Annotated in this window: 29 protein-coding genes and 1 pseudogene; 11 read left to right on the top strand and 19 right to left on the bottom strand. The window is 67.5% G+C overall.

The window, feature by feature from the left end:
• Positions 1 to 60 precede the first annotated feature (60 nt).
• From B9N43_RS16865 to B9N43_RS16845, 5 genes and pseudogenes are all read left to right on the top strand, one after another.
• Positions 61 to 270 carry a YdcH family protein gene (locus B9N43_RS16865; protein ID WP_145840321.1) on the top strand — a complete coding sequence of 70 codons (210 nt, stop codon included), beginning with the start codon at positions 61 to 63 and terminating at the stop codon, positions 268 to 270.
• A 38-nt stretch (positions 271 to 308) separates the two neighbouring features.
• Positions 309 to 1,942, top strand: a pseudogene (locus B9N43_RS16860) (efflux RND transporter periplasmic adaptor subunit); the annotation flags it as partial.
• A 24-nt stretch (positions 1,943 to 1,966) separates the two neighbouring features.
• Entirely contained in the window at positions 1,967 to 2,170 is a 204-nt protein-coding gene (locus tag B9N43_RS17720; protein ID WP_409994736.1) for a hypothetical protein, read from the top strand.
• A gap of 5 nt (positions 2,171 to 2,175) precedes the next feature.
• Positions 2,176 to 3,495: an ABC transporter permease gene (locus B9N43_RS16850; RefSeq protein ID WP_261379355.1), complete on the top strand. Its 1,320-nt coding sequence runs from the start codon at positions 2,176 to 2,178 to the stop codon at positions 3,493 to 3,495.
• A complete protein-coding gene (locus B9N43_RS16845) occupies positions 3,390 to 4,589 on the top strand; it encodes an ABC transporter permease (protein WP_145840318.1) in 1,200 nt (399 codons plus the stop codon). Before B9N43_RS16850 ends, B9N43_RS16845 begins: the two co-directional genes overlap by 106 nt.
• A gap of 280 nt (positions 4,590 to 4,869) precedes the next feature.
• On the opposite strand, the gene B9N43_RS16840 is transcribed toward B9N43_RS16845, so the two are convergent.
• From B9N43_RS16840 to coaBC, 9 genes are all read right to left on the bottom strand, one after another.
• The gene (locus B9N43_RS16840) at positions 4,870 to 5,067 is read right to left on the bottom strand and encodes a hypothetical protein (protein ID WP_222428765.1); all 198 of its coding nucleotides are present in this window, start codon (positions 5,065 to 5,067) and stop codon (positions 4,870 to 4,872) included.
• 96 nt (positions 5,068 to 5,163) lie between these two features.
• Positions 5,164 to 5,442, bottom strand: a complete 279-nt coding sequence (locus B9N43_RS16835) for an RNA recognition motif domain-containing protein (protein ID WP_145840316.1) — start codon at positions 5,440 to 5,442, stop codon at positions 5,164 to 5,166.
• 71 nt (positions 5,443 to 5,513) lie between these two features.
• Positions 5,514 to 5,711: a hypothetical protein gene (locus B9N43_RS16830; protein WP_145840315.1), complete on the bottom strand. Its 198-nt coding sequence runs from the start codon at positions 5,709 to 5,711 to the stop codon at positions 5,514 to 5,516.
• A gap of 3 nt (positions 5,712 to 5,714) precedes the next feature.
• On the bottom strand, positions 5,715 to 5,960 hold the full coding sequence (locus tag B9N43_RS16825) for a VF530 family DNA-binding protein (RefSeq protein ID WP_145840314.1): 246 nt from the start codon (positions 5,958 to 5,960) through the stop codon (positions 5,715 to 5,717).
• A gap of 56 nt (positions 5,961 to 6,016) precedes the next feature.
• On the bottom strand, positions 6,017 to 6,304 hold the full coding sequence (locus tag B9N43_RS16820; RefSeq protein WP_222428843.1) for a YkgJ family cysteine cluster protein: 288 nt from the start codon (positions 6,302 to 6,304) through the stop codon (positions 6,017 to 6,019).
• A gap of 371 nt (positions 6,305 to 6,675) precedes the next feature.
• Positions 6,676 to 7,161 (bottom strand): WbuC family cupin fold metalloprotein, encoded by a 486-nt coding sequence (locus tag B9N43_RS16815; protein WP_145840312.1) that lies wholly within the window; start codon positions 7,159 to 7,161, stop codon positions 6,676 to 6,678.
• Positions 7,162 to 7,231: 70 nt separating this feature from the next.
• Complete coding sequence (locus B9N43_RS16810; protein WP_186453895.1) at positions 7,232 to 8,122, bottom strand: arginase family protein; 891 nt, start codon at positions 8,120 to 8,122, stop codon at positions 7,232 to 7,234.
• 28 nt (positions 8,123 to 8,150) lie between these two features.
• A complete protein-coding gene (gene dut / locus B9N43_RS16805; protein WP_145840310.1) occupies positions 8,151 to 8,600 on the bottom strand; it encodes a dUTP diphosphatase in 450 nt (149 codons plus the stop codon).
• Between the two features lie 262 nt (positions 8,601 to 8,862).
• Complete coding sequence (gene coaBC / locus B9N43_RS16800; protein WP_222428764.1) at positions 8,863 to 10,062, bottom strand: bifunctional phosphopantothenoylcysteine decarboxylase/phosphopantothenate--cysteine ligase CoaBC; 1,200 nt, start codon at positions 10,060 to 10,062, stop codon at positions 8,863 to 8,865.
• Between the two features lie 42 nt (positions 10,063 to 10,104).
• Here coaBC and radC point away from each other — a divergent pair, with 42 nt between their 5' ends.
• The 3 genes from radC (at position 10,105) to rpmG (ending at position 11,293) form a co-directional block, all read left to right on the top strand.
• On the top strand, positions 10,105 to 10,785 hold the full coding sequence (gene radC, locus B9N43_RS16795; protein ID WP_145840308.1) for a RadC family protein: 681 nt from the start codon (positions 10,105 to 10,107) through the stop codon (positions 10,783 to 10,785).
• Positions 10,786 to 10,871: 86 nt separating this feature from the next.
• A complete protein-coding gene (gene rpmB / locus B9N43_RS16790) occupies positions 10,872 to 11,108 on the top strand; it encodes a 50S ribosomal protein L28 (protein ID WP_145840307.1) in 237 nt (78 codons plus the stop codon).
• Between the two features lie 17 nt (positions 11,109 to 11,125).
• Positions 11,126 to 11,293: a 50S ribosomal protein L33 gene (gene rpmG / locus B9N43_RS16785; protein ID WP_145840306.1), complete on the top strand. Its 168-nt coding sequence runs from the start codon at positions 11,126 to 11,128 to the stop codon at positions 11,291 to 11,293.
• 117 nt (positions 11,294 to 11,410) lie between these two features.
• On the opposite strand, the gene B9N43_RS16780 is transcribed toward rpmG, so the two are convergent.
• The 8 genes from B9N43_RS16780 to B9N43_RS16745 form a co-directional block, all read right to left on the bottom strand.
• Complete coding sequence (locus tag B9N43_RS16780) at positions 11,411 to 12,667, bottom strand: mechanosensitive ion channel family protein (protein WP_145843359.1); 1,257 nt, start codon at positions 12,665 to 12,667, stop codon at positions 11,411 to 11,413.
• Positions 12,668 to 12,706: 39 nt separating this feature from the next.
• Positions 12,707 to 13,384, bottom strand: a complete 678-nt coding sequence (locus B9N43_RS16775; protein WP_145843358.1) for a phospholipase D family protein — start codon at positions 13,382 to 13,384, stop codon at positions 12,707 to 12,709.
• A gap of 35 nt (positions 13,385 to 13,419) precedes the next feature.
• Complete coding sequence (locus tag B9N43_RS16770) at positions 13,420 to 14,694, bottom strand: RsmB/NOP family class I SAM-dependent RNA methyltransferase (RefSeq protein ID WP_145843628.1); 1,275 nt, start codon at positions 14,692 to 14,694, stop codon at positions 13,420 to 13,422.
• Between the two features lie 5 nt (positions 14,695 to 14,699).
• Entirely contained in the window at positions 14,700 to 15,689 is a 990-nt protein-coding gene (locus tag B9N43_RS16765) for a DUF3108 domain-containing protein (protein WP_186453893.1), read from the bottom strand.
• Positions 15,690 to 15,694: 5 nt separating this feature from the next.
• Positions 15,695 to 16,327: a phosphoribosylglycinamide formyltransferase gene (gene purN, locus B9N43_RS16760; RefSeq protein WP_145843356.1), complete on the bottom strand. Its 633-nt coding sequence runs from the start codon at positions 16,325 to 16,327 to the stop codon at positions 15,695 to 15,697.
• A gap of 43 nt (positions 16,328 to 16,370) precedes the next feature.
• Entirely contained in the window at positions 16,371 to 17,021 is a 651-nt protein-coding gene (locus tag B9N43_RS16755; RefSeq protein WP_145843355.1) for a DedA family protein, read from the bottom strand.
• Between the two features lie 52 nt (positions 17,022 to 17,073).
• Positions 17,074 to 17,550, bottom strand: a complete 477-nt coding sequence (locus B9N43_RS16750) for a VOC family protein (protein ID WP_186453891.1) — start codon at positions 17,548 to 17,550, stop codon at positions 17,074 to 17,076.
• Between the two features lie 75 nt (positions 17,551 to 17,625).
• Entirely contained in the window at positions 17,626 to 20,109 is a 2,484-nt protein-coding gene (locus B9N43_RS16745) for an EAL domain-containing protein (RefSeq protein WP_145843352.1), read from the bottom strand.
• Between the two features lie 183 nt (positions 20,110 to 20,292).
• Between B9N43_RS16745 and B9N43_RS16740 the strand changes: the two genes are divergently transcribed.
• Positions 20,293 to 20,712: a hypothetical protein gene (locus B9N43_RS16740; RefSeq protein ID WP_145843351.1), complete on the top strand. Its 420-nt coding sequence runs from the start codon at positions 20,293 to 20,295 to the stop codon at positions 20,710 to 20,712.
• Positions 20,713 to 20,777: 65 nt separating this feature from the next.
• On the opposite strand, the gene B9N43_RS16735 is transcribed toward B9N43_RS16740, so the two are convergent.
• Positions 20,778 to 21,695 carry a hypothetical protein gene (locus B9N43_RS16735; RefSeq protein ID WP_186453889.1) on the bottom strand — a complete coding sequence of 306 codons (918 nt, stop codon included), beginning with the start codon at positions 21,693 to 21,695 and terminating at the stop codon, positions 20,778 to 20,780.
• An 11-nt stretch (positions 21,696 to 21,706) separates the two neighbouring features.
• Entirely contained in the window at positions 21,707 to 22,276 is a 570-nt protein-coding gene (locus B9N43_RS16730) for a LemA family protein (protein WP_145843349.1), read from the bottom strand.
• Between the two features lie 92 nt (positions 22,277 to 22,368).
• Here B9N43_RS16730 and mutL point away from each other — a divergent pair, with 92 nt between their 5' ends.
• Together mutL and miaA are read left to right on the top strand one after the other, a co-directional pair.
• Entirely contained in the window at positions 22,369 to 24,150 is a 1,782-nt protein-coding gene (mutL, locus tag B9N43_RS16725) for a DNA mismatch repair endonuclease MutL (RefSeq protein ID WP_145843348.1), read from the top strand.
• 139 nt (positions 24,151 to 24,289) lie between these two features.
• Positions 24,290 to 25,207 (top strand): tRNA (adenosine(37)-N6)-dimethylallyltransferase MiaA, encoded by a 918-nt coding sequence (gene miaA, locus B9N43_RS16720; RefSeq protein ID WP_222428910.1) that lies wholly within the window; start codon positions 24,290 to 24,292, stop codon positions 25,205 to 25,207.
• Positions 25,208 to 25,209: the final 2 nt, after the last annotated feature.

The raw sequence follows: 25,209 nt of genomic DNA, 5'->3' as shown, positions 1-25,209 counted from the left end.
ACATGAAATACCCTGTGTGGGGTCGTTGCCAAGGCCGGACAGCCCGCATAAGATGCCGGCATGGAACCGATTGCCGACATTGAAGCCATCCAGCTTCGACTCGATGAGCTACGCCTGGAGCACCGCGATCTGGATACGGCCATTGCCCGGCTGATCGACGATCCGGTGGGGGACGAATTGATGCTGCGGCGGCTGAAAAAGCGCAAGCTGCTGCTCAAGGACCAGATCGCCCTGCTCGAACGCCAGCTCGAGCCCGACGAACCGGCCTGACCTCCCGATTCCCTCACACCGCCCGGCTCCACGACACGATGCGCCTGCAACCATCCCGCCCCCTGCTGCTCACGATTCTGATCGCCGTCCTGCTGTTCGCCGGCTTCAAGTTCATGACCCGCCCCAAGCCGGTGCCGGTGCTGGTGACCGCCGCCGCGCCCGGCCGGGTGGAGGCCACCGTCGCCAACACCCGTGCCGGCTCCGTGGCCGCCTGTCGGCGGGCCAAGCTGGCACCCCCGGCCGGGGGCCGCATCGCCCGCCTGCCGGTGAAGAAAGGCCAGCGGGTGGCGGCCGGCGAGTTGCTGCTGGAACTCTGGAACGACGATCTCTCGGCACGGGAACGCCTGGCCCGCGAGCAACTGGTCACCGCCCGGGCACGGGTGGTCGAGGTCTGCCAGCTGGCCCGCGCCAGCGGCAGCGAGGCCCGCCAGGCGCGGCAGTTGTGGGACAAGGGTTTCGTTTCCGAGGAGCGGGTGGTGCGCGCGGAGGCCCAGGCCAATTCCGGCGCCGCCAGCTGCGACTCGGCACGGGCCCAGATCAAGGAGGCCGAGGCCCGCATCGCGGCGGCTCATGCGGACACCGAGCGCACCGTGCTGCGGGCGCCCTTCGCCGGCATCGTCGCCGAGATCAACGGCGAACTCGGGGAATACCTGACGCCCTCGCCACCGGGCATTCCCACCCTGCCGGCGGTGGATCTGATCGACGACACCTGCCTCTACGTCACCGCGCCGATCGACGAGGTGGACGCCGCCCGGCTGCGCACCGGCATGGTCGGCCGCATCACCCTGGACGCCTATCGCGGCCACCATTTCAAGGGCCATGTGCGACGCATCGCGCCCTACGTGCTGGCGCTGGAGAAACAGGCCCGCACCGTGGAAGTGGAAGTCGAGTTCGACGAACCGCCGCGCGGCGAGGGCGGCGGCAACCTGCTGGTGGGCTACAGCGCCGACATCGAAGTGGTGGTGGAAGCCCGCGACGACGTGCTGCGCATCCCGACGCCGGCCCTGATGCCGGGCAACAAGGTGCTGGTGCCCAAGGACGGCCGCCTGGAGGACGCAAGCTGGAAATCGGCCTGTCCAATTGGGAGTACACCGAAGTCAAAAAAGGTCTGGGCCGGGGCGAGCAGGTGGTCACCTCCCTGGATCGGGAGGGCGTCAAGGCCGGCGCCAGCGTCACGATCGAGGCGCCCAAGCCCTGATCAGGCCCGGATGCCCGCCTCCACCCCGATGATCCAGCTCTCCGGCATCAAGCGCGTGTTCCGCGTCGGCGACGAGGAGGTCCATGCCTTGCGCGGCGTGGACCTGTCCATCGGTGCCGGCGAATACCTGTCGATCATGGGCCCCTCGGGGTCCGGCAAGTCCTCCCTGCTCAACGTGCTGGGCCTGCTGGATCGCCCCAACGCCGGCCATTACGCGCTCGACGGCCGCGACGTGACCGGACTCTCCGACGACGAGCTGGCCCGGGTGCGGCGCGAGAAGATCGGCTTCGTGTTCCAGTTCTTCCATCTGGTGTCCCGCCTTTCCGCCGAGCAGAACATCGAACTGCCGATGGTCCTGGCCGGCGTCGAGCCGGCGGAGCGCCGCGCCGCCTGGACACCCTGCTCGCCGAATACGGCCTGGAGAACCGCGCCCGGCACCGTCCCGACCAGCTCTCCGGCGGCCAATGCCAGCGGGTCGCGATCGCCCGGGCGATGTCCATGCGCCCCCGGCTGATCCTGGCCGACGAACCCACCGGCAACCTCGACCGGCATACCGGCCAGGAGGTGATAGCGCTGCTGGAGAAACTCCAGGCCGCCGGCGGCACGCTGGTGGTCGTCACCCACGACGCCGAGCTGGGCGCCCGTGCGCGCCGCCGCCTGCGCATGGTGGACGGCGAGCTGGTGTCCGACGAAACGGACTAAGCGCCGTGCGGCCGGCCGATACCCTCGACTTCGCCTGGAAGGTGGTGCGCGGCAATCGCACCCGCACCCTGCTGATCCTGCTGGCGATGGGCATCGGCGTCGCCGCCGTGCTGATGGTGACGGCGCTGGGCGAGGGCGCGCGGCGCTACGTGCTGCAGCAGTTCAGCGGCCTCGGCGCCAACCTGCTGATCATCCTGCCGGGCCGGGCCGAGACGGCGGGCGGCATCCCCGGCTTCCTGGTGGGCAAGACGCCGCGCCTGCTGACCCTGGACGACGCCCTGGCGCTCACCCGCAGCCACGGCGTGCGCCGGGTGGCGCCGCTGATCGTCGGCACCGGCGACGTCCATGTGAATGCCCGCAGCCGCGAGACCGCGGTGCTGGGTTCCACCGCCGAATTCATCGAGGTGCGGCAGACGGACCTGGCCCAGGGCGTGTTCCTCCCGGCGGGCGACCCCCACCATGCCCAGCCGGTCTGCGTGATCGGCGCCAAGATCAAGCAGGAGCTGTTCGGCACCCAGGGCGCCGTCGGCGAGTGGCTGAAGATCGGCGACCGGCGCTTCCGGGTGGTCGGCGTGCTGGCGGCCCAGGGCCAGTCGCTCGGCTTCAACACCGATGAGATCGTGATCGTGCCGGTGGCCTCGGCCCAGGCCCTGTTCAACAGCGAGGCGCTGTTCCGGGTGATGGTCGAGGTCAAGTCGCGCGCCCAAGTGCCGGCCGCCAAGGAGGACGTGCTGGAGATCCTGCGCCAGCGCCACGAGGGCGAGCGCGACGTGACGGTGCTGACCCAGGACGCGGTGCTGTCCACCTTCGACCGCATCCTCGGCGCCCTGACCCTGGCCGTGGGCGGCATCGCCGCCATCAGCCTGTCCGTCGCGGGCATCCTGATCATGAACGTGATGCTGATCTCGGTCACCCAGCGCAAGCGCGAGATCGGCCTGTTGAAGGCCCTGGGCGCCACCAGCCGCCAGATCCGCCTGCTGTTCTTCACCGAAGCCGTGCTGCTGGCGCTGGGCGGCGCCGGCACCGGCCTGGCGGCGGGCAAGCTGGGGCAATGGCTGATGGCGACATCTACCCGGCCATCCCCATCGCCCCGCCCTGGTGGGCGCTGCTGGCCGCGCCCCTCACCGCCATCGTCACCGCCGTGCTGTTCTCGGTGGCGCCGGCGCGCCGGGCGGCACGCCTCGACCCGGTGCTGGCCCTGTCCTCTGGACGCTGAACGATGCGCGCCGCCGACTTCCTCCGCTTCGCCTGGCAATCGCTCACCGCCCACCGCCTGCGCACCGTCCTCTCGGCCCTGGGTATCGCGGTGGGCATCACCGCGGTGATCCTGCTCACCAGCATCGGCCGCGGCCTGCACAGCTTCGTGATCGACGAGTTCACCCAGTTCGGCACCAACATCATCGGCATCACGCCGGGCCGCACCGACACCCGCGGCGGAGCGATCGGCGCCATCAACACCGTGCGCCCGCTGTCCATCGACGATGCCCTGGCCCTGCGCCGTGCGCCCCACGTGCTGGCCACCGACCCCACGGTGCAGGGCAACGGCGACGTGGCGTACGAGGGCAAGAGCCGGCGCGTGATGATCTACGGCGTCAGCCACGCGATGTCGCAAGTGATGCGGATGAACGTCAGCAGCGGCGACTTCCTGCCCGATGACGACCCCCGCAGCGCCCGGGCGATGGTGGTGCTGGGCGCCAAGGTGGCGCAGGAGCTCTTCGGCGACGCCAATCCGCTCGGCGCCCGCCTGCGGGTAGGGGGCGAACGCTACCGGGTGGTGGGCGTGATGGAGGCCAAGGGCCAGGTGCTGGGGCTGGATCTGGACGACACGGTGTACATCCCGGTGGGCCGCGCCATGGAGATGTTCAACCGGGAAAGCCTGATGGAGATCCACCTCACCTACGAGCCCACCGCCCCGCTGGCGGATGTGGAGGCCGGCATCCGCGCCGTGCTCACGGCCCGCCACGGCCGCGAGGACTACACCGTCACGCCCCAGCAGAAGATGCTGGAGACCTTCGGCACCATCCTCGACGCCATCACCTTCGCCATCGCCGCGATCGGCGGCATCTCGCTGCTGGTGGGCGGCATCGGCATCCTCACCATCCTCACCATCGCGGTCTCCGAGCGGACCGGGGAAATCGGCCTGTTGCGGGCGATCGGCGCCACGCGCAAACGCATCCTGCTGATCTTCCTCGGCGAGGCGGCGGTGCTGGCCGCCCTGGGCGGCGGCGCCGGTCTCGGCCTGGGCTGGCTGCTGGCCCTGGCGCTGAAGCTGGCCCTGCCCGCGCTGCCGCTGGAAACGCCCTGGTCCTACGCCCTCGCCGCCGAGCTGATGGCGGTCAGCGTCGGCCTGGTCGCCGGCGTCCTGCCCGCCCGCCGGGCGGCCCTGCTGGACCCCCTGGAGGCGCTGCGTTCAGAATAAAACGGGTCGTCGCCCGCGTCCGGCCCCTCGCTTAACGTGTTAACGTGCTGTTGAGCAAGGACTGATTCGGTAAGGCTGGCAACTCAAAAACGGCGAGATTCCACAATAGGATTTCGCCGTTTTCTTTTGCCAATCAACACCGCGGTGGCGAAATCTCGAATGCCAAATTATTCCCGTCCTCACGGTAGGCACCGGCAGATGTGCCGTTTCGGTTGCAGCATAGGCCGATGGGCAAAGCACCGCAGCTTATCGCCCTGTCTGGCAACAGGCCCTCGAGCCGTCAGACTTCCGGCATGGCCCCGCCCGGGGTTGCAGTGCCAGCACCGGATGGCGCTGCCTCGGGCAGACTCTCCCCCATACTGGAGCTAGCATCACCAGCCGCCGCCTTGCCTGCCAACTTTTGCCGGCGTTTTTCTTCCTGTTTGTTTTTCTTCGCCAGATCTCGCTGGCGTTTTTCGAACTGGTAATTTGGTTTCACCAAGAGGGATCCTCTATTCGCCGCAAGGGCTTAATTGAATGAACACAACAAACGTGCCGACCGGCGCAAACGTGCCGACCGGCGTCCATTACATAATCAGGAACGCTTGCTGCCGCCATGCCTGGGCAACTGGGACCGGGCTTCGTCCACACTCAGGCTGCGGCCTTCGACGCTGCTGCCATTGAGTCCGGCAATAGCGGCCTGCGCCTCGTCGGCGGAACCCATCTCGACGAAAGCGAAACCTTTGGAGCGACCGGACTCCCGATCCATGATCAACTGCACCGAGATAACCGCACCGTAGGGCACGAACATCTGTTCGAGATCCGGCTGGGTGATCTTGTAGTCCAAATTACTGACATAAAGTTTTTTACACAAGGGCATTCTCCAGCGATTAAAGGAGGGGAAACCGGGGGCATCAGTCTGACTGCCGGCCTCCTGGCAGAGGCCTATTTATACTTTTTGAAAACGGTTCTTGCATCCTGGTGCGCCCGTTCCAGGGTACAGATTGACGGATCGTCGTCGTGTCCGCTGAAGAAGTCATCGGCTTGGGCGCGCATCACCATCTGTATCGCCGCCTGATCGCCCAGGCCGTACTTTTCGGTGATCAGCGTAGTGACTTCGTCGAGGAATTCTTCATAGATCATTTCTTATCGGCTCCGTGGTTGCCTCGGCCCCTGCCGCACCATATCGATATATAGCGACTCCACCTGCGTCCGCGCCCAGGGAGTACGGCGCAGGAACTTGAGGCTCGAGGCGATGCTGGGTTCGTGGCTGAAACAGCGGATATCGATCCGACGCGCCAGACCGTCCCAGCCGTAACATGCCACCAGTTCGTTCAGGACCGTCGCCAGGGTGACGCCATGGAGGGGATTGTTAGGCTGTGTTTCTGTCATGGATACTTGATGTCCGGCGGACGCAAAGCCAGAGACGATCACCCTAGGGTTCTGAGTTATGGCGCAACCGCTCGGGATCGTTCCTCAAGGCAACCACTTCCACCCATCTGATAGTCACGGCATATGACCGGCCGACGCTCGTAGATCGTGCACCGCATTGTGTTTCGATCCAGGGCCGCACACCAGCCGTCGTCCAGGCGAAGCATCACCCATCCGCCCCACCGATCCTCGGCTGTCAGTCGCAGCGGGAGGTCATCGTCCCCCATCACCATGACCTCCAGCTTGCAACAACAGGCCGCACAGGTGGCGCACGCTACCGCCGAGCCCTGGTCCGCGTGGGGCATCTCGTTTCTTGTGCTCATAGCCGGCATTGTCCCATGGGGAAAGCCAGGGATACCATGAATAAACGGCCGACACCGCACCTCCTGCCCGACCCACACGAGCCCTCTGGCCGGGGGGCGCCGTGGCAAGGGGCTTTCTTGGCCGCTCACGTGGTCCTGATCGACTATGCGGACTGACACTCTGACCGGGGTCCCTGGCCCCCTCTTCCCTTTTTAATCCTACGCCATCGCCGCCGACGACCGCGCCTTCGCCTGGGGCCGCCGCTACGGCTGCTATCTGGAACGCCTGCGCGGTATCGGCCTGGCGGCCTACGCCAGCGATCCGGCGAGCTGCCCCGCCCCGGGCGGCCCCAGCGTCCACCCTCCCGGCGGAATTACCCGGGGCCGGCCGGGTTCCACCGATCTCCCGCTCGAGCCCGACTGAACCAGTCCAGCAGCGCGCGGGCATCCTCGCCGCCATCGGCCGGCGCCCAGGGAGCACAGTCGGCAGGACCGACCGGAAGGTAGGGCCCCTGTTTGACCTCGAAGATGACCCCGCCCGGATCCAGCGAGAGCACCGCATGCCAGACGCCGGCCGGAGTTTCCACCACCGCCGCGTCCTCGCCCAGGACGTGGCGCGCCGATACCATGCCGGCCTCGTCGAAATGCAGCACCACGAAGCGGCCCCGCAGAGGATGGAGCAGCTCAAACGTCTGCTGATGGCGGTGCGGAACCACCATGGTATCCGGCTCCATGGCGATGGCCAGGCGCTGGACCGGATCGGCCAGTTCGGCATGCAGGTTCAGGTTCATGCGCCGCCGGGGCGAGCGCTGGGCGGCGCCGGCGAGGGCGTCGAGATCGGCTGGGCTGATGGTTTTCAAGACGACAATCCGCAGATGGAAATGCAAAGTGAAGAATTGTCGCCGCAAATGGCGTCGGACATCTCGCCGCTTACTCCGATACCTGTCGGCTGGCGGCGTCCAGCAGCGCCTCGACCGCCGCCAGGGTAGCGCCGTCGCGGTCCCGCCCCGGATGGTATTCGACGATCTCCAGGCCCAGCAGATCCGGCCGGCGCAGCAGCCCGCGCCAGACCGCCACCAGTTCCGCCGGGGCCAGGCCCGGCCCCGCGGGGGTGCTGACGGCGGGCGCCAGGGCGCTGTCGAGGACGTCCAGGTCGAGGCTGACACCAAAGGGCGTGCCGGCGATGGCCAGGGCTTCCGCCCAGACCTCGGCCAGGCCGCGACGGCGGACTTCCTCCAGCGCAAAGACCCGGACGCCGTGCCGCGCCAGCAGCGCCGACTCCGCAGCCTCGAAGGAATGGGCGCCCACCACGCAGACGCGGCGCGGGTCCAGCACCGCACCGGCATGGCCGGCCCATGCGCCGCCCCCTTCACCCAGCAGCGCCGCCAGGGGCATGCCGTGGCAATTGCCCGACGGCGTGGTGGCGGGCGTATGGGCGTCCAGGTGGGCATCGACCCAGATCAGGCCCGCTTCGGTCCCCTGGCGCCGGCACCAGCGGGCGACGCCGCGCCAGGTGCCGGCGGCGATGCTGTGGTCGCCGCCCAGCACCAGGGGGCGCTCCCCCGCCGCCAGCGTTCGCTCCGTCGCCCGCGCCAGGTCCTCCAGCAAATCGGGCAGCGTTGCCGCGGCGGACGGCGTCAGCAGCGGACCGCCTGCTACGGCATCGCGCCAGCGGACGAGGAGTCCGCCACGACGCAGCGCCGCGAGCAGATCGGCCTCCATCATCCGGGCGGGCGCGGCGGCCGTCCCGGTCGCGCCATGAACAATGCCCAGCGCGCTGGCCACCCCCAGGGCGCACAGAGGATGCCGGGAAAAGTCCATAGGCTCGCTCATCGGCCCAGGACGGAATTCAGGCGTGGCCGGTGCTGCCGAAACCGCCGGCACCCCGGTCGCTGGCGGGGAATTCATCCACCACGTTGAAGCCCACCTGCACCACCGGCACCACCACCAGTTGGGCGAGCCGGTCCAGGGGACTCAGGGTGAACGCTTCCTTGCCGCGGTTCCAGGTGGAGACGAAGATCTCGCCCTGGTAGTCGGAGTCGATCAGCCCCACCAGGTTGCCCAGCACGATGCCGTGCTTGTGGCCCAGCCCGGAGCGCGGCAGGATCATCGCCGCCAGGCCCGGGTCGGCCAGGTGGATGGCGATGCCGGTGGGCACCAGATGGGTCTCGCCCGGCTGAAGGGTCAGCGGCGACTCGATGCAGGCCCGCAGGTCCAGGCCGGCCGCGCCGGGCGTGGCGTAGTGGGGCGGCGCGGCGCGCAGCCGGGAATCGAGAATCTTGACGTCGATGTGGTGCATGTGTGGACCTTTCCCCCAGCCCCTTTCCCGAGGAAAGGGGTGACTTCGGTTCGCTTCGCTCCCCGCTTCTGGCTACCCCGCCTTGGGGCGGCCCGGCGGCGGGGGACCTTTCCCCCAGCCCCTTTCCCGAGGAAAGGGGTGACTTCGGTTCGCTTCGCTCCCCGCTTCTGGCTACCCCGCCTTGGGGCGGCCCGGCGGCGGGGACCTTTCCCCCTCCCTCTTTCCCGAGGAAAAGGGTGACTTCGGTTCGTTTCGCTCCGCCTTATCGCGCCAGCAGGGCGGCGATGTGGACGATGATGCCGCGGGCGACGGTGAGCTTGTCGGCCACCGGCAGCGGATGGGCGCCGGCGGCGTCGAACAGGGTGACGGCGTTGCTGTCGCCCCCCAGGCCGTCCTGCACCAGATTGCCCACCACCAGCGGCAGTTGCTTGGCCCGGCGCTTGCCCTCGGCGTACTCGGCCAGGTTGCGGCTCTCGGCGGCGAAGCCGACGCAGAAGGGCGCATCCGGCCGGGCCGCCACTTCGGCCAGGATGTCCGGGTTGGGCGTCAGTTCGATGGTCAGCTGCGCGCCGGATTTCTTGATCTTGTGCTCGGCGGCGGCGAGCGGACGGTAGTCGGCCACCGCCGCCACGCCGATGAACACGTCCTGGCCCGGCAAGGCGGCCAGCACCGCGTCCCGCATTTCCAGGGCGCTGCCGACGTCGCGCCGCGTCACGCCGCGCGGCGTGGGTTGGGCGGTGGGGCCGGCCACCAGGGTGACTTCGGCGCCGGCCTCGGCGCAGGCCCGCGCCAGGGCGAAGCCCATCTTGCCGGAACTGGCGTTGGTGATGCCGCGCACCGGGTCCAGCGGCTCGAAGGTCGGGCCGGCGGTCATCAGCACCCGCTTGCCGGCCAGGACCTTGGGCTGGAGGAAGGCCAGCAGATCCTCGAAGATCTCCGCGGCTTCCAGCATCCGGCCCTCGCCCACTTCGCCGCAGGCCTGCTCGCCGCTGGCCGGGCCGAGCAGGGTCACGCCGTCGGCGCGAAGCTGCGCCACGTTGCGCCGGGTGGCCGGGTTGTCCCACATCTGGCGGTTCATCGCCGGGGCCGCCAGGAGCGGACAGGCCCGCGCCAGGGCCAGGGTGGAGAGCAGGTCGTCGGCCAGACCCTGCGCCATCTTGGCCAGGAAGTCGGCCGTGGCCGGCGCCACCAGCAGGGCGTCGGCGCCGCGGGTGAGGTCGATGTGGGCCATGCCGTTGGCCATGCGGTCGTCCCACAGCGCGGTCCATACGGGCCGACCGGACAATGCCTGGAACGTCTGCGGGCCGACGAAGCGGGCGCCGGCCTCGGTCAGCACCACGTCCACCGCGGCTCCGGCCTTGACCAGCAGGCGCGTCAGCTCCGCCGCCTTGTAGGCCGCCACGCCGCCGGTGATGCCCAGCACGATGCGCCGGCCCTGCAACTGTGCCACAGCCTGATTCATGACATTAGAATGGAACGTTGTGTCGAATGCGGAGATTCTACTATGTCGATTTCCACCTGGCCCGCGGCCGAGCGCCCGCGCGAGCGCCTGCTGCTGCAGGGTCCCGCCGCCCTCTCCGACGCGGAACTGCTGGCCATCTTCCTGCGCACCGGGCTGCGCGGCAAAAGCGCGGTCGATCTGGCGCGGGACCTGTTGGCCGGTTTCGACGGCGGGCTCTCGACCCTGGCCGCCACGCCGGCCCGCGAACTGGCGCGGCGCCCCGGCCTGGGGCCGGCCAAGGCCGCCCAACTGGCAGCGGTGATGGAACTGGCCCAGCGCATCCTGCATGAGGACGTCCGGGAACGCGACCTGCTCTCATCCCCCGCCCAGGTGCGCGACTGGCTGCGGCTCAAGCTGGGCGGGCTGCCCCACGAGGTGTTCGGCGCCCTCTGGCTCGACAGCCAGAACCGGCTGATCGCCTACGACGAACTGTTTCACGGCACCCTCAGCCAGACCAGCGTCTATCCCCGCGAGGTGGTCAAGCGGGCCCTGGCCCGCAACGCCGCCGCCGTGGTGCTGGTGCATAACCACCCCTCCGGCGCCGCCGAGCCGTCGCGCGCCGACGAGGCCCTGACCCGCGCCCTGCGCGAAGCCCTGGCCCTGGTGGAGGTGCGCCTGGTCGATCACCTGGTGGTCGCCGGCCCCCGTGGGACGGTGTCCTTCGCCGAGCGGGGACTGCTCTGACGCGCTCTGACAAAAGACTTGAATAAGTCGCGGACTCTCGTATAGAATGCCGCGCTTTGCTGTAATCGACTGACTGGAGCAACCAAATGTCCCGCGTTTGCCAAGTGACGGGTAAGGCCCCGATGGTGGGGAACAACGTGTCCCACGCCAACAACAAGACCAAGCGCCGCTTCCTGCCCAACCTGCAGAGCCGCCGTTTCTGGATCGAATCCGAAAACCGTTTCGTGCGCCTGCGCGTGTCCAATGCCGGCCTGCGCACGATCGACAAGAAGGGCATCGAAACTGTCCTCGCCGAGCTGCGTGAACGCGGCGAAGCGGTATAACCTGACGGAGAATCATCATGGCTAAAGGCGGCCGCGAAAAGATCAAGCTGGAGTCCACCGCTGGAACCGGCCACTTCTACACCACCAACAAGAACAAGAAGACCACGCCCGAGAAGCTCGAATTCATGAAGTTCGATCCCAAGGCGCGCAAGCACGTGCTGTACAAGGAAATCAAGCTCAAGTAATAGGCAAGTCCGGCCGATCTCCGGTCGCACCTATCGATCAAAAGCCCGCTCCGGCGGGCTTTTGGCGTTTACGTCGCTCACGTACGCCGCTCACAACCCAGGCCGCGTCCGCCGCGCTCACCCCTGGAGCAGACGCACCTCCCGCTGCGGGAAGGGGAACGCGATGCCGACCTCCTTGAAAGCGCGCCAGATCGACAGGTTGATGGCGGAGCGCAAGCCGCCGGTCCCGGCCTCCGGATCGCGGATCCAGAAGCCCAGCTCCAGACTGATGCCGGAATCGGCGAAAGCCAGCACCACCGCCTGCGGCGCGGGGTCCGCCAGCACCCGGGGCTGGGCCCGGGCGATCCCCTCCAGGATCGCCAGCGCCTGTTCCAGGTTGGTGCCGTAGGACACCTGGACCGGCAGACCGACCCGTACCTGGCGATCGGTATAGGATTCGTTGCCGACCACGGAACTGACCAGCAGTTCGTTGGGCACGATGGCCTCCACGCCGCCCAAGCCCTTCAGCACCGTATAGCGGGTGGTGATCCGCGTCACCTGGCCGCGGTCCGAGCCCACCGAGATCACGTTGCCGATGCGGATCGAGCGGTCCAGCAGGATGATGAAACCCGACACATAGCTGGCCGCGATCTTCTGCAGGCCGAAACCCAGCCCCACGCCCAAGGCGCCGCCGAATACCGAGAGGGTGGTCAGGTCGATCCCCACCAGGGGCAGGCTGATCAGCACCGCCAGCAGCAGCAGCAGGGCGCGGGCGAGACGGGACAGCACCTCGCGCAGATTCCGGTCCAGCCCCTCCACCCGCCCCAGGCGACCTTCCACCAGACTGCCCAGCCAGAGCGCCGCCAGCAGGGCCACGACCACCGTGACGACCCCCTGCGCCACCAGCCAGAGGTTGAGCTGCTGCCGCCCGACGGGGAAGCTGATCTCCTCCAGCAGCCCCACCAACTGCGGCAGCAGCCCCAGGACATGGAGCGCCACCAGCGACCAGGCGCAGAAGGCGAACATGCGCTCGAAAGCACCCAGCCAGCGGGCGGCGCTGAAACTGATGCGCAGCACATAGAACACGATGCGGATCGCCGCCAGGGAAAGCAGCAGGGGCACCGCCACCGACAGCAGCGTTACCGGGAAGTGGCCGCGCAGCAGGGCGCGCCCGATCAGCACCAGCACCAGCGCCGTCATCGGGAAGATCAGGCGCCTCACCCCGCCCTTGCCCACGCTGTGGTGCATGCCTGCGGCCGGGCGCGCGCGCAGGGTCCGGTCGAGCAGCGCGGCCAGCAGCAGACAAAACGCCAGCATACCCACCTGCCACCAGACGTCGGGCCGTTCCAGATCCCGCCAGAGTCCCGTCGCCAGACTGTCCCATTCACCGCTCATGGCTCGTCCCTCATCTTTCAAAACCTCCCGCGCACCGTTTCACCGGCCCCCCCGGCTCCCGCATTCTCCCAGCGTCGCCAGCAAGCGGGCGTCCTCCCGGGGCAGATGGGCGCAGGGCGCGCCCGCCCATGCCGCCGCGCCGGCCTGCGACCGGCCCGCCCCCTGCTCCGCCTGCGCATAGGGTTCCGCCTCGTCGCGGTGGCGCTGCCAGTTGGCCAGGTAGGCCCGCGCCAGCGCCGGATGGTCGCGCAGCAGCAGCAGGTTCTCGGCATTGCGGGCCTGGGCCGACCAAGTGTAGTTGTAGCTGCCGGTGATCACCACCGGGTGTTCCCCTTCCGGGTCGATCAACAGAATCTTGTTGTGGGCGGCGCTGTAGCGCCGCTCCAGGCGCAGCGGAATGCCCGCCGCCGCCAGCAGCGGCAACTGGGAATTCCCGCCTTTCTCCGCCATCGCCGCGTCGGCCAGGACTTCCACCCGCACGCCGCGCTGGTGCGCCTCCACCAGGGCGCGCGCCAGGGTGCGGCTGGTCAACAGATAGGCCTGGACATGGACCGCCTGGCGCGCCCGGCCGAGCGCGCGCAGGATCGCGCCCTCGGCGTCGTCCCAGGGCGTGAACAGCGCCTCCACGGTGCCGCGCGCCGGCAGCGGAGCGGCCGCGCGGGCCGCCCCCGTCGCCAGCAGGACGCCGGCCAGGGCGGCCAGCGCAACCCGAGCCACGCATGCCACCCATGCCACCGAAGCGCGGCGCGGCTTCAAGACTGGCGTTCCAGCACCGCGGCGTAGAAACCGTCGGTGCCATGGCGGTCGGGCAGCAGCCGCAGCGACTCCCCCATCTCCAGGGCGATGCCCTGGGCGGCCAGGATCTCGCCGCAGGAACGGCGCGCGAATTCCGGATGGGCGGCGAGGAAACCGGCGACCACCGCCTCGTTCTCCTCCTCCAGCAGACTGCAGGTGGCATACACCAGGCGGCCGCCGACCTTCACCAGACGGGCCGCGGCCGCCAGGATGGCGGCCTGCTTGGCGGTCAGCTCGGCCACCGAGTCCGGCGTCTGGCGCCATTTCAGGTCCGGATTGCGGCGCAGGGTGCCCAGGCCCGAGCAGGGCGCATCCACCAGCACCCGGTCGATCTTGCCGGCCAGGCGCTTGATGCGCTGGTCCTGCTCGCTGGCGATCGCCGCAGTATGGACGTTGGACAGGCCGGAGCGCGCCACGCGCGGCTTGAGCTTGGACAGGCGCTTTTCCGAGACGTCGAAGGCGTAGAGCCGGCCGGTGGAGCGCATCAGCGCGCCCAGCAGGAGGGTCTTGCCGCCGGCGCCGGCGCAGAAATCGACCACCATCTCGCCGCGCCTGGGCGCCACCAGATGGCCCAGCAACTGGCTGCCCTCGTCCTGCACCTCGATGCTGCCGTCGAGGAACAGCGGATGCTTGGCCAGCGCCGGCTTGTGGACCAGGCGCAGCCCGAGCGGCGCGTAAGGACAGGCGCCGGCCTCGATGCCGTCCGCCTTGAAGCGCTCCAGCACCGCCTCGCGCGTGGTCTTCAGGGGATTCACCCGCAGATCCAGCGGCGCCGCCTGGTTGAGGCTGTTGGCCAGTTGCAGCACCTCTTCCGCCGAACGCCCGGCGGCGAGCAGCTTGTCCGTCAGCCAGCCGGGGAAGTCGGCCGCTTCCGCCAGACTCAATTCCGGCGCCACCCCGGATTTGGCCTGTGCCTTCAGCTCGGCCACCCATTCCAGTTCCCGGGCCGTCAGCGCCTCGGCCAGCTGGCGCTGGCTGAACCCCATCAGGCGCACCAGGGCCGCCAGCAACAGGCGGCGCGGCGTCACTCGCTCGCCGCAGAGCTTTTCCAGCCAGCGCCGGCGGCGCAACACGCCGTAGGTGAGGTCGGCCACGAAGCCCCGCTCGCGGTGGCCCAGATCGCGGTGGTCGCGGAAGATCCGGGACAGTACCGCGTCGGCCGGCTGCTCGAAGCGCAGCATGGCGGTGAGTGCGTCGCCGGCATGATCCAGCAGGCGGGAAGTGATTTTCATCGTCGTCATTTTTCGTAGTCCATTTCTTCGGCGAGCTGGTCGAACAACTCGCCCTTGCGATCCAGATGGCGGATTTTCACCGGCAAGCCGGCCGCCTCCTTGCCCAGCCAGACCTCGGTGGTGTCGCCGCCGCCACTGGCGGAGCGCACCCGCACATGCCAGGTGGTGAAGCGGCCCGCCTTCAGGAGCAGGGTTTCCTGGCCCAGCCACTCGAAGGCGTAGCGTTCCACCTTGCGGCCCGTGGCCACCGCCATCTGGAAACCCTCGCCGCGCTGCGCGGCCTGCATCAATTGGTAAAACATCGACAGCATGTCCTCGGCCCCCTCGCTGAACGCCACGACCTGCCCGCTGCTCAACGTCACCCGCATCGCCGACCAGTCGAAGTCGGCCGCAACCACATCGTTGTCGCCCCGGTCCATCTCGAAGCGGGCCGGCCGCAATTCTCCCTGGAAAAAGCCGCCGCTGCTGGTCTGCACCACCTTCGCCGGACGAAACAGCGCGGCCAGCCCGGTGGTCTCGGTCGTGGCGCGGATCGTGTAGACCTGGCCGTCATGATGCCATTCATGAATCGCCTGTCCCACCACGAAACCGCCCTCCCCCTTCACCAGGGCGAAGCGCAGGCGGCCGCGGCGCGGCAGCGGCGGTGCGATCTGCGGCACCGCGCCGATCACCGCCGCCATCACTTCCGCCAGGGGCGCCGCCGGCAGCAACTCCTCGGTCGGCACGGCCTGCGGTGCCGGCGGCGCCGTGGCGGCCGACCAGGAAGCGACGCCATGGCCCGGATCCTGCCCGGCGGGTCGCGGCGGAGCGGGTGGCACGGATGGTTTGAGCGGCGGCGCGGGCAACTTGGGCGGCGCCAGCAGACGGGCTTCGAGCGGCGGCGGGGGATGGAGCAGGTCGTCCAGCAGGGCCACGTGCCAGCCCGGGCCGCCGACCACGGAAAGATGCAAGGCGATGGAAAGCGCCAGGGCGATCAGAAATCCCCGGCGGGCCATCGGTCTCATCCCAGGGGAGCGCGCAACGCGGCCTCCTCCGGCCGCGCCCCCGCCAACAGCACCCGGTTGCCCCGGATGGCGAGCCGCCCCTCGAGGAACCAGCGGGCGGCCTGGGCATAGACCAGATGCTCCTGCGCCAGCACCCGCGCGCCCAGGGTGTCCTCGTCGTCATCGTCCTGCACGGGCACGGCGGCCTGGATCACGATCGGGCCGGAATCCAGCGCCGGCGTGACGAAATGCACCGTGCAGCCGTGCAGCCGCACCCCGGCGGCGATGGCCTTGGCGTGGGTGGTCAGACCGGGAAAGGCCGGCAGCAGGGAGGGGTGGATGTTCAGCAGCCTTCCTTCGAAACGGCGCACGAAGCCATCCGTCAACACCCGCATGAAACCCGCCAGCAGCACCAGATCCGGCTGATGGCGCTCGATCTCGGCGGCCAGCGCGGCATCGAAATCCTCCCGCGAGGCGTACTGGCGATGGTCCACCACCCGGGTGGGCAGCCCCCGGCCGCGGGCATAGTCCAGGCCGGCGGCCTCCGGACGATTGCTGATCACGGCGACGCACGCGCCGGGCAGGCCGGCTTCGAGCAGGGAACGCATATTGCTGCCGCGCCCGGAAATCAGGATCACGTATTTTTTCATGGTCTCGGAAAACGAAGGGCCGCCCCGGGGTCTCGGGCTGGGCTCATGGTTCGACGGCGGCCTCCTGCCGGTGCTTCCACCAGCCCACCGCCGCCGGCACCAGGCTGACGATCACGATGCCCACCACCACCAGGGACAGGTTGTTGCGAATCACCGGCAGGTTGCCGAACCAGTAGCCGGCCAGGGTCAGGGACACCACCCAGAGCGTGCCGCCGGCCAGGTTGAAGGCGGTGAAGCGCCTCCAGTCCATCGCGCCGATGCCGGCCACGAACGGGGCGAAGGTGCGGAACAGCGGCAGGAACCGCGACAGGACGATGGTCTTGCCGCCGTGGCGCTCGTAGAAGGCGTGGGTCTTTTCCAGCGCCGCGCGGTTGAAAAACCGCGAATCCGGCCACTGGAACACTTTCGGCCCGAGATAGCGGCCGATGCCGTAATTGAGGCTGTTGCCCAGCACCGCCGCGGTGGTGAGCGCCACGATCAGGAGCCCGAGATCCATCCCCCCCACGGCGGCCACCGCGCCGGCCACGAAGAGCAGGGAGTCGCCGGGCAGGAAGGGCGTCACCACGAAGCCGGTCTCGGAAAAGACGATGGCGAACAGGATCGCGTAGATCCAGGTGCCGTACTGCTGCACCAGGAACTCCAAATGCTTGTCCAGGTGCAGGACGATATCGACGAATTGCAGCAGAAGTTCCATGGGACAAGGGCGTTGGGCGAGCCGCGCAGTTTACCCGATGCGCCCCGTTCGATCAGTCCACGGCGCGTTCCGCCACCTGCACGATCTCCAGGAGATTGCCGGCGTTGTCGGCGGCGATCGTCATCCGCGAGCCCTCCTCGCGTATTTTTTGCGGCGGCCGCAGCAGCTTGCCTCCCATCTTCGGGAGATGCTCCACCACCGCATCGAGATCGGGCACGACGAAGCACAGGATGTGATCGCTCCGGGAGGGCGGCGCCTTGCCCACATACTTGAGCAGAATCAGCCTGAATTCGGTGGCCTGGGCGCCGCCGGAAGAAAGAATGATCTCGTCGAGCGGATAGCGGATTCCCGTATCCACCTTGACGCGCTCCACCTCGATCATGCCGAAGACGGCCGTGTAGAAGGCGGCGCTCGCCTCCAGGTCATCGACCACCAGCTTGATGCCGACCAGTCCCGGCGGCGCCGGAGCCGCCGCCGCGGCGGGGGTGGAGACAGGGGCCGATTCCGCCCGATGTGCCATCGTTTCCATTGTTCGCATACAGATCCATCGACATTGTTTCCGGCCGGCAGATTACCAGCGAAGCGGTCGGTCATGCCGGCGCCGTCACAGCGGCGCCGCCACCGTCTTCGGCGGCCGCTGCAGGAACTCGACGAGTTCGTCGGCGGAAAGCGGATACGAATAGTGGAACCCCTGCACGACATCGCATCCCAGGCGATACAGCATTTGCGCCGTGGCCTCGTCTTCCACGCCCTCGGCCACGATCTGTATCCCGTAGCTGATGGACATCTGGATCACGGCGCGCACGATGGTTTCGTCCTGGATGAAGGACTTGTCGATCTTCAGTCGGTTGAGCGGAAAATTCTTGAAATAAGCGAGACTTGAATGGCCTGTACCGAAATCGTCCAGGGCGACGTGAATGCCCAGGGCTTTCAGGTGCCGCAACGTGTCCACCGTTTTCGAGGGGTTGCACATCACGATGCTTTCGGTGATCTCCAGTTCAATGTCGCCGGCCTGCAGACCATGGTGGTCCAATACGGAAACGATCCTCTCGGCAAGATCGTTCTGCGCGAACTGGCAGGGCGAAATGTTCACCGCTACGCGAATGTTCATCAAACCCAGCGTCTGCCACCGTTTCGCCTCGGCGCAGGCAGCGTGAAGCACCCATTCGCCAATGGCCGCCATCATTCCCGACTCTTCCGCGACCGGAATGAAGAACGACGGGGAAACCAGGCCCAGTTCGGGATGCTGCCAGCGTACCAGTGCCTCCACTCCGATGACGCGGCCACTGGACAATTCGATCTGGGGCTGGAAGTTCAGGAACAGCTCATCCTTCTCAATCGCCTTGCGCAACTGGGTTTCAAGGGAAAAGCGCCGGTCGACACCCTGTTGCATATCGTCGGCGTAAAGACTCCAGGTATTGCGTCCCTGGCTCTTGGCCCGGTACATCGCCAGGTCCGCGTGTTTCAGCAGGGCCTCCGTCGTGTTGCCATCGTCCGGGAAAACACTGACCCCGATGCTGGCGGTGCAATAAACCTCCTGTTCGCCCAGAGTGATCGACTCGCCCAGGCCTTCCTGCACCCTCCCGGCAACAATGGCGATGTCGTCCCGCGAGCCCAGATCCGCCAACAGAATCACGAACTCATCCCCGCCCCAGCGCGCCACCGTATCGCCCTCGCGCAGACAGATCTTCAACTTGGCGGCGACCGCCGCCAGCAACTGGTCGCCATGATCATGCCCCAGGGAGTCATTGACCAGTTTGAAGTGATCCAGGTCGATGAACATCACGGCGGCATCCCGCTGGTGGCGTTCCCCCCTTGCCAAGATCTGGCTGAGGCGGTCGTAGAACAGGGAGCGATTGGGCAAGCCGGTCAACAGATCGTAATTGGCGCTGCGCAACAACGCGTTTTCCTGCTGCTTCCGCTCCGTGACATCCCTCATGATGCTGATGTAATGGGTAATCTCGCTCTTGGCATTGCGAACCGGGGCCACTGACAGATCGATCCAGTAGGACTCGCCATCCTTGCGGCGCCCGCGCAGTTGGGTAGCGCCTTCCCGATGTTCGAGAAACATCCGGCGAAGTTCGTTGACTTCGATCTGGTCGACGTCCTCACCCAGGAAAATTCGTCCGCCCCGCCCCAGCAATTCAGCCGAGCAATACCCGGTGATGCGCTCCAGCGCCGGGTTGGCATAGATGATCGGATGCTCGGCCACCCGGACATCGGTGATCATGATCCCATCGGCGGCGGACTCGATGGCCCGATCCTGGATCTGCAGATTGGCCTGCGCCTCAACCCGCTGGGAGATGTCGCGAAAAGAACCCACGAACAAATCGCCGCCGGAAAGCTTCATATGGGCGAAGAAGACTTCCACGGGAATCCGACGCCCGCTCTGGTGTACCGCGGACAGTTCGATCCCATTCCGGCTCCGGTGCTGGCCGCCGGATTTGATGTAATGAGAGAAGCCGAGAAGCAGCGGTTCATGCACATGGTCCGGCAGCAGCACGGTGAGACTCCGGCCTTGAAGCTCATGAGGCTCGAAGCCAAAAACATCGGCCACCGCGGGGTTCGCATAGCCGATCACGCCATGTGCGTCGACCATGACCATCGCATCCGCGCTCACCTCCCAAAGCGTCCGATGGCGCAGTTCGCTATCCCGCACCGCCCGTTCGGCAAGCGCCTGCTCCTCCCTGAGTGCTTGAAGGGCATCCACCATCCGATTGAAGCGTTCCCCCAGACACCTGAATTCATCTTGACGATCCAACCGCAACCGGACGGAAAGATCTCCATCGGCGATCCGGTCGCACATGCGGCTGATGCGAGCCAGCGGCTTGCGGATGCGAAAGTGGCTGTAGAAGAGCGTCGCCATGGAAAGCAGAAGGCCCGATATCAGCGCGATGGACAGAAGCGACTGCAATCGATCCAATTCCCCGATCGCATAGAGCAATACAGCCGCACCCATGAGGGACGCCAGCAGGGCTGACAGGAAAGCAGCGCGACGAAGGCTGGGGCGCAGGAACACGCGCGGGAAATTCATGACAAAACTCCACGCTGGTAGAACAAAGACATTCGACGAGATATGGGCGCGCAAAACACATGCGCATCAAGCGTAGACGTGCCGGCATCAGATCTTCACATGATTCGGGAAGCGACCCCGCCACGCTCACCAAGGCGCTTAGAGACCAGGCCGACTATGCCAAACGGCTTATAGATTCCACTTTCGGTAATCAATAGACACAACTAATAGTAGATTTCTGGATGATAGCGTCTGCTGATGGAAGCACTCATCCAACGTACGAAATTCAGCCGTCGATTGAAACTGGCGCTGGATCGGCTCGACCCGCCGGGGCGTACCGGCGTTGCATGGCTGACCCGGGAGTTCAACCAACGGTATGGCGGCAAACCGATCAGCACCCACGCCGCGCGCAAATGGCTGCTGGGCGAGTCCATTCCCACCCATGACAAGCTGCTGACTCTGGCCAGTTGGCTCAAGGTATCCTCCGAATGGCTGCTCTACGGTGAAGGAAGCATGCAGACGGTAACGGTCGTCCAGCAGAAACAGGCCGTCTATGGGACGGACGAAATCCCCCTGCTCCAGGCCATCAGATCCCTCAATCGGGAGCACCGGCACATCGTCCAGGAACTCGTCGCCACCCTCGTCCGATTGGAAGGGCGGGACGTGCCTTTTGGCTGATGTTTTTTCCGAAGCCACCGCCATCGATGCCTCACCTTCGATGCGGCATGCAAGCCGCCCTGATTCTACTGTCCCCATCCTCTCCCCCAGCCTAGCAGCCCTCCCGCTCCAGTCAGGGCGACGAAGAAAATCAACAGGTGGCCCCACGCCCAGAAGCCGTAGCGGCGCGCCAGCTGGTCCGGCGGTAGATTGCTGACCAGGAACAGCCTGCCGTCATGGGGTTGCGCCATGCAATGGGTGTCGGGCATGGCCCGGACCTCGGCGACGCGCTTTTGCGCCTCCCGCCTCGCGGCCTGGCGCGCCAGGGCCCATTCCTTCATGTCCAGCACGCCGTTGCCGTCCAGATCGAAGCGTGCATGGAGTTTTTTCGAGTCCTGCTTCCACTCGGTCAGCACCGCCTTCAGCTCTTCGCCGGGGTCGATTTCCGCACTGCCCCCTCCCAGGGTGCGGAACTGGCCGATGGCGTAGAGAGGGTCGTTCTCCAGCAACTTCCATTCGGTGTAGCGGTAGTCCCCCCGCCGCCACGTGTCCTTGTGACGGGTCAGGATTTCCGCGCCAAAGGGATCGATGACGCAGACCGCGCTGCCGTCGTCGAGAACAAAGGCGTCCTGGCTCTCGCCCCGGTCCTCGGTATGCCACTTGTTGTCGCTGTCGCGGCGTTCGACCTGATAGCGGTACCAAAGGCAGGGCAGCACCGAGAGCTTGCCGATGAGCGGGGAACCCGCCAGGGGACGGCCGCGGCCGATCAACTCGACATACCCCTGCGCGGCGGAAGCGACCCGGGAGGTCGGCGTATCCCGTACCGCCCACAGCCGCCGCAGGGCGGACATCCAGGCGAACAGGCTGATCAGCGCCATCAGCCCCAGACAGACCAGCCAGACCTCCCGGCTCTCGCTCTGGGCGGCGGCGACCAGCAGCACCAATTGGGCGCCGGAAGTGACGAGCCCGGCGTAATGCCGGCGCAAGGCCTGCCGCATCGTCACGGCGGCCGGACTCAACCGAAGAGGGCCTTGATATCCACGTCGGCCGTTTCCGCGGTGGAGAATTCCAGCAGCGGCCGGGCCGGGAAGTTGAAATGGCGGGCGATGACGGCGTCCGGAAACTGTTCGATGCGCACGTTGTTGATGTTCACCGCCTCGTTGTAAAGCTCCCGGCGATCGGCGAGCGCGTTTTCCAGAGCGGTGATGCGGCTCTGCAACTGCATGAACTGCTCGTTGGCCTTGAGTTCCGGATAGGCTTCGGCCACCGCGAAAAGGTTGCCCAGACCCAGTCGCAGGGCGCCCTCGGCCCGGCCCAAGGCCGGGATGTCCTGCTGTTCCCGGGCGGACTGGACGCGGGAACGGGCCTCGATCACCCGTTGCAGGGTGCTCTGCTCGAAAGCCTTGTATTGCTTGCAGACCTCCACCAGCTTGGGCAGCTCGTCATGGCGCTGCTTGAGCAGCACGTCGATATTGGCCCAGGCCTTGGCGACTTCGTGCTTGACCTGCACCAGATTGTTGTAGAGGCCGATGCCGTAGATCAGGATGACGATCACGGCGCCAAGCAGGATCAGACCGATACTCATGGGGATTTCCTCCACACTGGATGTTTTGGCGCATCTTACGGTGAACCCAGGCCATGCGGCGCCACTATTCCGGCCGCTATAATCCCGCTCCCATGGCGCGCATCCACCCGCTTCCCGACCTTCTGATCAGCCAGATCGCCGCCGGCGAGGTCGTGGAACGTCCGGCCTCGGTACTCAAGGAGCTGCTGGAAAACAGTCTCGACGCCGGCGCCACGAAGATCGACGTGCAACTGGAGGAAGGCGGAGTGCGGCTGGTGCGCGTCACCGACGACGGCTGCGGCATCGAACCCGAGGACCTGTCCCTGGCCCTGGCCCGCCACGCCACCAGCAAGATCGGCAGCCTGTCGGACCTGGAGCGGGTGGCCAGCTACGGCTTCCGCGGCGAGGCCCTGGCGTCCATCGCCTCGGTGGCCAGGGTCAGCATCGGTTCCCGCACCGCCGGCGCCCAGCGCGGCAGCCGCATCCGCGGCGACACCCTGACCCTGGAGCCGGCCGCGATGGCCGCCGGCACCACCATCGAAGTCGCCGACCTGTATTTCAACACCCCGGCCCGGCGCAAGTTCCTGCGCACGGACGCCACGGAATACGCCCATTGCGACGAAGCCCTGCGGCGCATGGCCCTGGCCAATCCGGCCGTCGCCTTCGGCCTCGCCCACAACGGCAACCAGCGTCGCCGCCTGGCGGCCGGCGACCTGAAGCGGCGGGCGCAGGAAATCCTGGGCGACGACTTCCTCGAACACGCCCGCGCGGTGGAGGTCGGCGCCGGCCCGCTGCGGCTGACCGGCTTCGCCGCCCTGCCCGCCTATTCCCGCGCCGGCCGGGACGAACAGTATTTCTACGTGAACGGCCGCTTCGTGCGCGACAAGCTGCTCGCCCACGCCGTCCGCGAAGCCTACGTCGACGTGCTGCACGGCGCCCGCCACCCGGCCTACGTGCTGTTCCTGACCCTGGACCCGGCGGGAGTGGATGTGAATGTGCACCCGGCCAAGACCGAGGTCCGCTTCCGCGACGCCCGTGGCGTGCACCAGTTCGTCTTCCACGCGCTGCAGCGGACGCTGGCGGCGCCGCTGGCGACCCTGCCCACGGCGGCCACGCCGGCGCCGGCGACCAGCCCGCCGGCAGGCGCGGACGCCTATCCCCGCCCCATGCCCTGGCAGGCGCCGCTGGGCGTGCGGGAAAACACCGCCCAGGACTATCTGGCCTTCGCCCGCGGCGCCTTCGACGCGGCCTCAATCCCGGTGCCAGCGCCAGGGATGGCCTCCGCGCCCCAGGCGGCCGGCCGGGACGATGGTCCGCCGCTGGGTTATGCCATCGCCCAGTTGCACGGCATCTACGTGCTGGCCCAGAACGCGGCCGGCCTGGTGCTGGTCGATATGCACGCCGCCCATGAGCGCATCCTCTACGAGGGGCTGAAGAACCAGCTCGACGCCGGCTCGCCGCCGGTCCAGCCCCTGCTGGTGCCGCTGGTGATGGCGGCCGGCGAAAAGGAACTGGCCTGCGCCGAAGAGCATGGCGACACCCTGGCCCGACTGGGTTTCGAGCTGAGTCCGGCGGGGCCCCGCGAACTGGCGGTGCGCGCCGTGCCGGCGCTGCTGGCGGCGGGCGACCTGCCGGCCCTGGTGCGCTCCCTGCTCGCCGACCTGGCCGAGTTTCCCGCCAGCCGGGTGATCGAGGCCCGGCGCAACGAACTGCTGGCGACCATGGCCTGCCACGGCGCGGTGCGCGCCCGCCGCGCGCTCTCCCTGGCCGAGATGAACGCCCTGCTGCGCGACATGGAAGCCACTGAACGGGCCGACCAGTGCAACCACGGCCGCCCCACCTGGGTGCAACTGTCCATCGCCGATCTGGACAAGCTGTTTCTCCGTGGTCAGTAATACCCCCATGAACAACATGCCCATGTACCCGGCGGGCGCACTGACGCCGTCACCTCCCTCGCCCAGCGCGGACAACCGGAAGGAAGCGCATCCAGCCCCCCATGAGGAAGATGGCCGGCAATGGCCGGCCATCTTCCTCATGGGCCCCACCGCCAGCGGCAAGACCGCGCTGGCGATGGACCTGTGCGACCGTTTCCCGGTGGAACTGGTCAGCGTCGATTCGGCCCAGGTGTTCATCGACATGGACATCGGCACCGCCAAGCCCGACGCCGCCACGCTGGCTCGCTATCCCCACCACCTGATCGACCTGATCACGCCCGAGGAACGCTATTCCGCCGCCCGCTTCCGCGAGGATGCGCTGCGGGTGATGGCCGAAATCACGGCTCGCGGCCGGGTGCCCCTGCTGGTGGGTGGCACCATGCTCTACTTCAAGGCCCTGCGCGAAGGGCTGGCGGACCTGCCGGAGGCCGACCCGGCGCTGCGCGCCGCCATCGACGCCGAGGCCGCGGAAAAGGGCTGGCCGGCGCTGCACCGGGAATTGGCGGCGCTGGACCCGGAAACCGCCGCCCGGCTCAAACCCGCGGATGCCCAGCGAATCCAGCGCGCCCTGGAAGTGGTGCGTCTGACGGGCCGCCCGCTGGGGGCCTTCTTCGCCCGCCAGCGGGCGCCACGCCTGCCTTACCGCACGCTGGCGCTGGCGCTGGCGCCGGCCGATCGCGCCGAACTGCATCGCCGCATCGCCCTGCGTTTCGACCAGATGCTGGCGGCCGGGTTGGTCGAGGAAGTGCATGCGCTGCGCCGGAAATACCGGCTGGCGGCCGCATTGCCATCGATGCGCTGCGTCGGCTACCGGCAGGTCTGGGATATGATCGAGGGTCGCATTCCGCCCCCGGAATTGCGGGATCGGGGTATATTCGCTACACGCCAGTTCGCCAAAAGGCAGTTGACCTGGCTCAATAATATGCAAGAGGTGACCGTTCTCGACGCCATGGACGCAATCACCCCGGAGACAGCCCGCCTGACGGTGGACAGATTTTTGGCCGCAATGCCGACTTGATT

This window comes from Denitratisoma sp. DHT3 (assembly GCF_007833355.1).
Taxonomy (GTDB): Bacteria; Pseudomonadota; Gammaproteobacteria; order Burkholderiales; family Rhodocyclaceae; genus Denitratisoma.
Note: the sequence above shows the minus strand (reverse complement) of the source record. Positions and strands in the feature narration are given on the sequence as shown.

Excerpts from the sequence above, each read along its gene's own strand:
- B9N43_RS16740 (WP_145843351.1), top strand. The coding sequence starts at position 20,293 with ATGGAAGCACTCATCCAACGTACGAAATTCAGCCGTCGATTGAAACTG.
- B9N43_RS16730 (WP_145843349.1), bottom strand. The coding sequence starts at position 22,276 with ATGAGTATCGGTCTGATCCTGCTTGGCGCCGTGATCGTCATCCTGATC.
- B9N43_RS16810 (WP_186453895.1), bottom strand. The coding sequence starts at position 8,122 with ATGGACTTTTCCCGGCATCCTCTGTGCGCCCTGGGGGTGGCCAGCGCG.
- dut (WP_145840310.1), bottom strand. The coding sequence starts at position 8,600 with ATGCACCACATCGACGTCAAGATTCTCGATTCCCGGCTGCGCGCCGCG.
- mutL (WP_145843348.1), top strand. The coding sequence starts at position 22,369 with ATGGCGCGCATCCACCCGCTTCCCGACCTTCTGATCAGCCAGATCGCC.
- coaBC (WP_222428764.1), bottom strand. The coding sequence starts at position 10,062 with ATGAATCAGGCTGTGGCACAGTTGCAGGGCCGGCGCATCGTGCTGGGC.
- B9N43_RS17720 (WP_409994736.1), top strand. The coding sequence starts at position 1,967 with ATGCGCCCCCGGCTGATCCTGGCCGACGAACCCACCGGCAACCTCGAC.
- B9N43_RS16825 (WP_145840314.1), bottom strand. The coding sequence starts at position 5,960 with ATGACAGAAACACAGCCTAACAATCCCCTCCATGGCGTCACCCTGGCG.
- miaA (WP_222428910.1), top strand. The coding sequence starts at position 24,290 with ATGGGCCCCACCGCCAGCGGCAAGACCGCGCTGGCGATGGACCTGTGC.
- rpmG (WP_145840306.1), top strand. The coding sequence starts at position 11,126 with ATGGCTAAAGGCGGCCGCGAAAAGATCAAGCTGGAGTCCACCGCTGGA.
- B9N43_RS16865 (WP_145840321.1), top strand. The coding sequence starts at position 61 with ATGGAACCGATTGCCGACATTGAAGCCATCCAGCTTCGACTCGATGAG.
- radC (WP_145840308.1), top strand. The coding sequence starts at position 10,105 with ATGTCGATTTCCACCTGGCCCGCGGCCGAGCGCCCGCGCGAGCGCCTG.
- B9N43_RS16830 (WP_145840315.1), bottom strand. The coding sequence starts at position 5,711 with ATGATCTATGAAGAATTCCTCGACGAAGTCACTACGCTGATCACCGAA.
- B9N43_RS16765 (WP_186453893.1), bottom strand. The coding sequence starts at position 15,689 with ATGGCCCGCCGGGGATTTCTGATCGCCCTGGCGCTTTCCATCGCCTTG.
- B9N43_RS16780 (WP_145843359.1), bottom strand. The coding sequence starts at position 12,667 with ATGAGCGGTGAATGGGACAGTCTGGCGACGGGACTCTGGCGGGATCTG.
- rpmB (WP_145840307.1), top strand. The coding sequence starts at position 10,872 with ATGTCCCGCGTTTGCCAAGTGACGGGTAAGGCCCCGATGGTGGGGAAC.
- B9N43_RS16750 (WP_186453891.1), bottom strand. The coding sequence starts at position 17,550 with ATGGAAACGATGGCACATCGGGCGGAATCGGCCCCTGTCTCCACCCCC.
- purN (WP_145843356.1), bottom strand. The coding sequence starts at position 16,327 with ATGAAAAAATACGTGATCCTGATTTCCGGGCGCGGCAGCAATATGCGT.
- B9N43_RS16820 (WP_222428843.1), bottom strand. The coding sequence starts at position 6,304 with ATGCCCCACGCGGACCAGGGCTCGGCGGTAGCGTGCGCCACCTGTGCG.
- B9N43_RS16755 (WP_145843355.1), bottom strand. The coding sequence starts at position 17,021 with ATGGAACTTCTGCTGCAATTCGTCGATATCGTCCTGCACCTGGACAAG.
- B9N43_RS16770 (WP_145843628.1), bottom strand. The coding sequence starts at position 14,694 with ATGAAAATCACTTCCCGCCTGCTGGATCATGCCGGCGACGCACTCACC.
- B9N43_RS16845 (WP_145840318.1), top strand. The coding sequence starts at position 3,390 with ATGCGCGCCGCCGACTTCCTCCGCTTCGCCTGGCAATCGCTCACCGCC.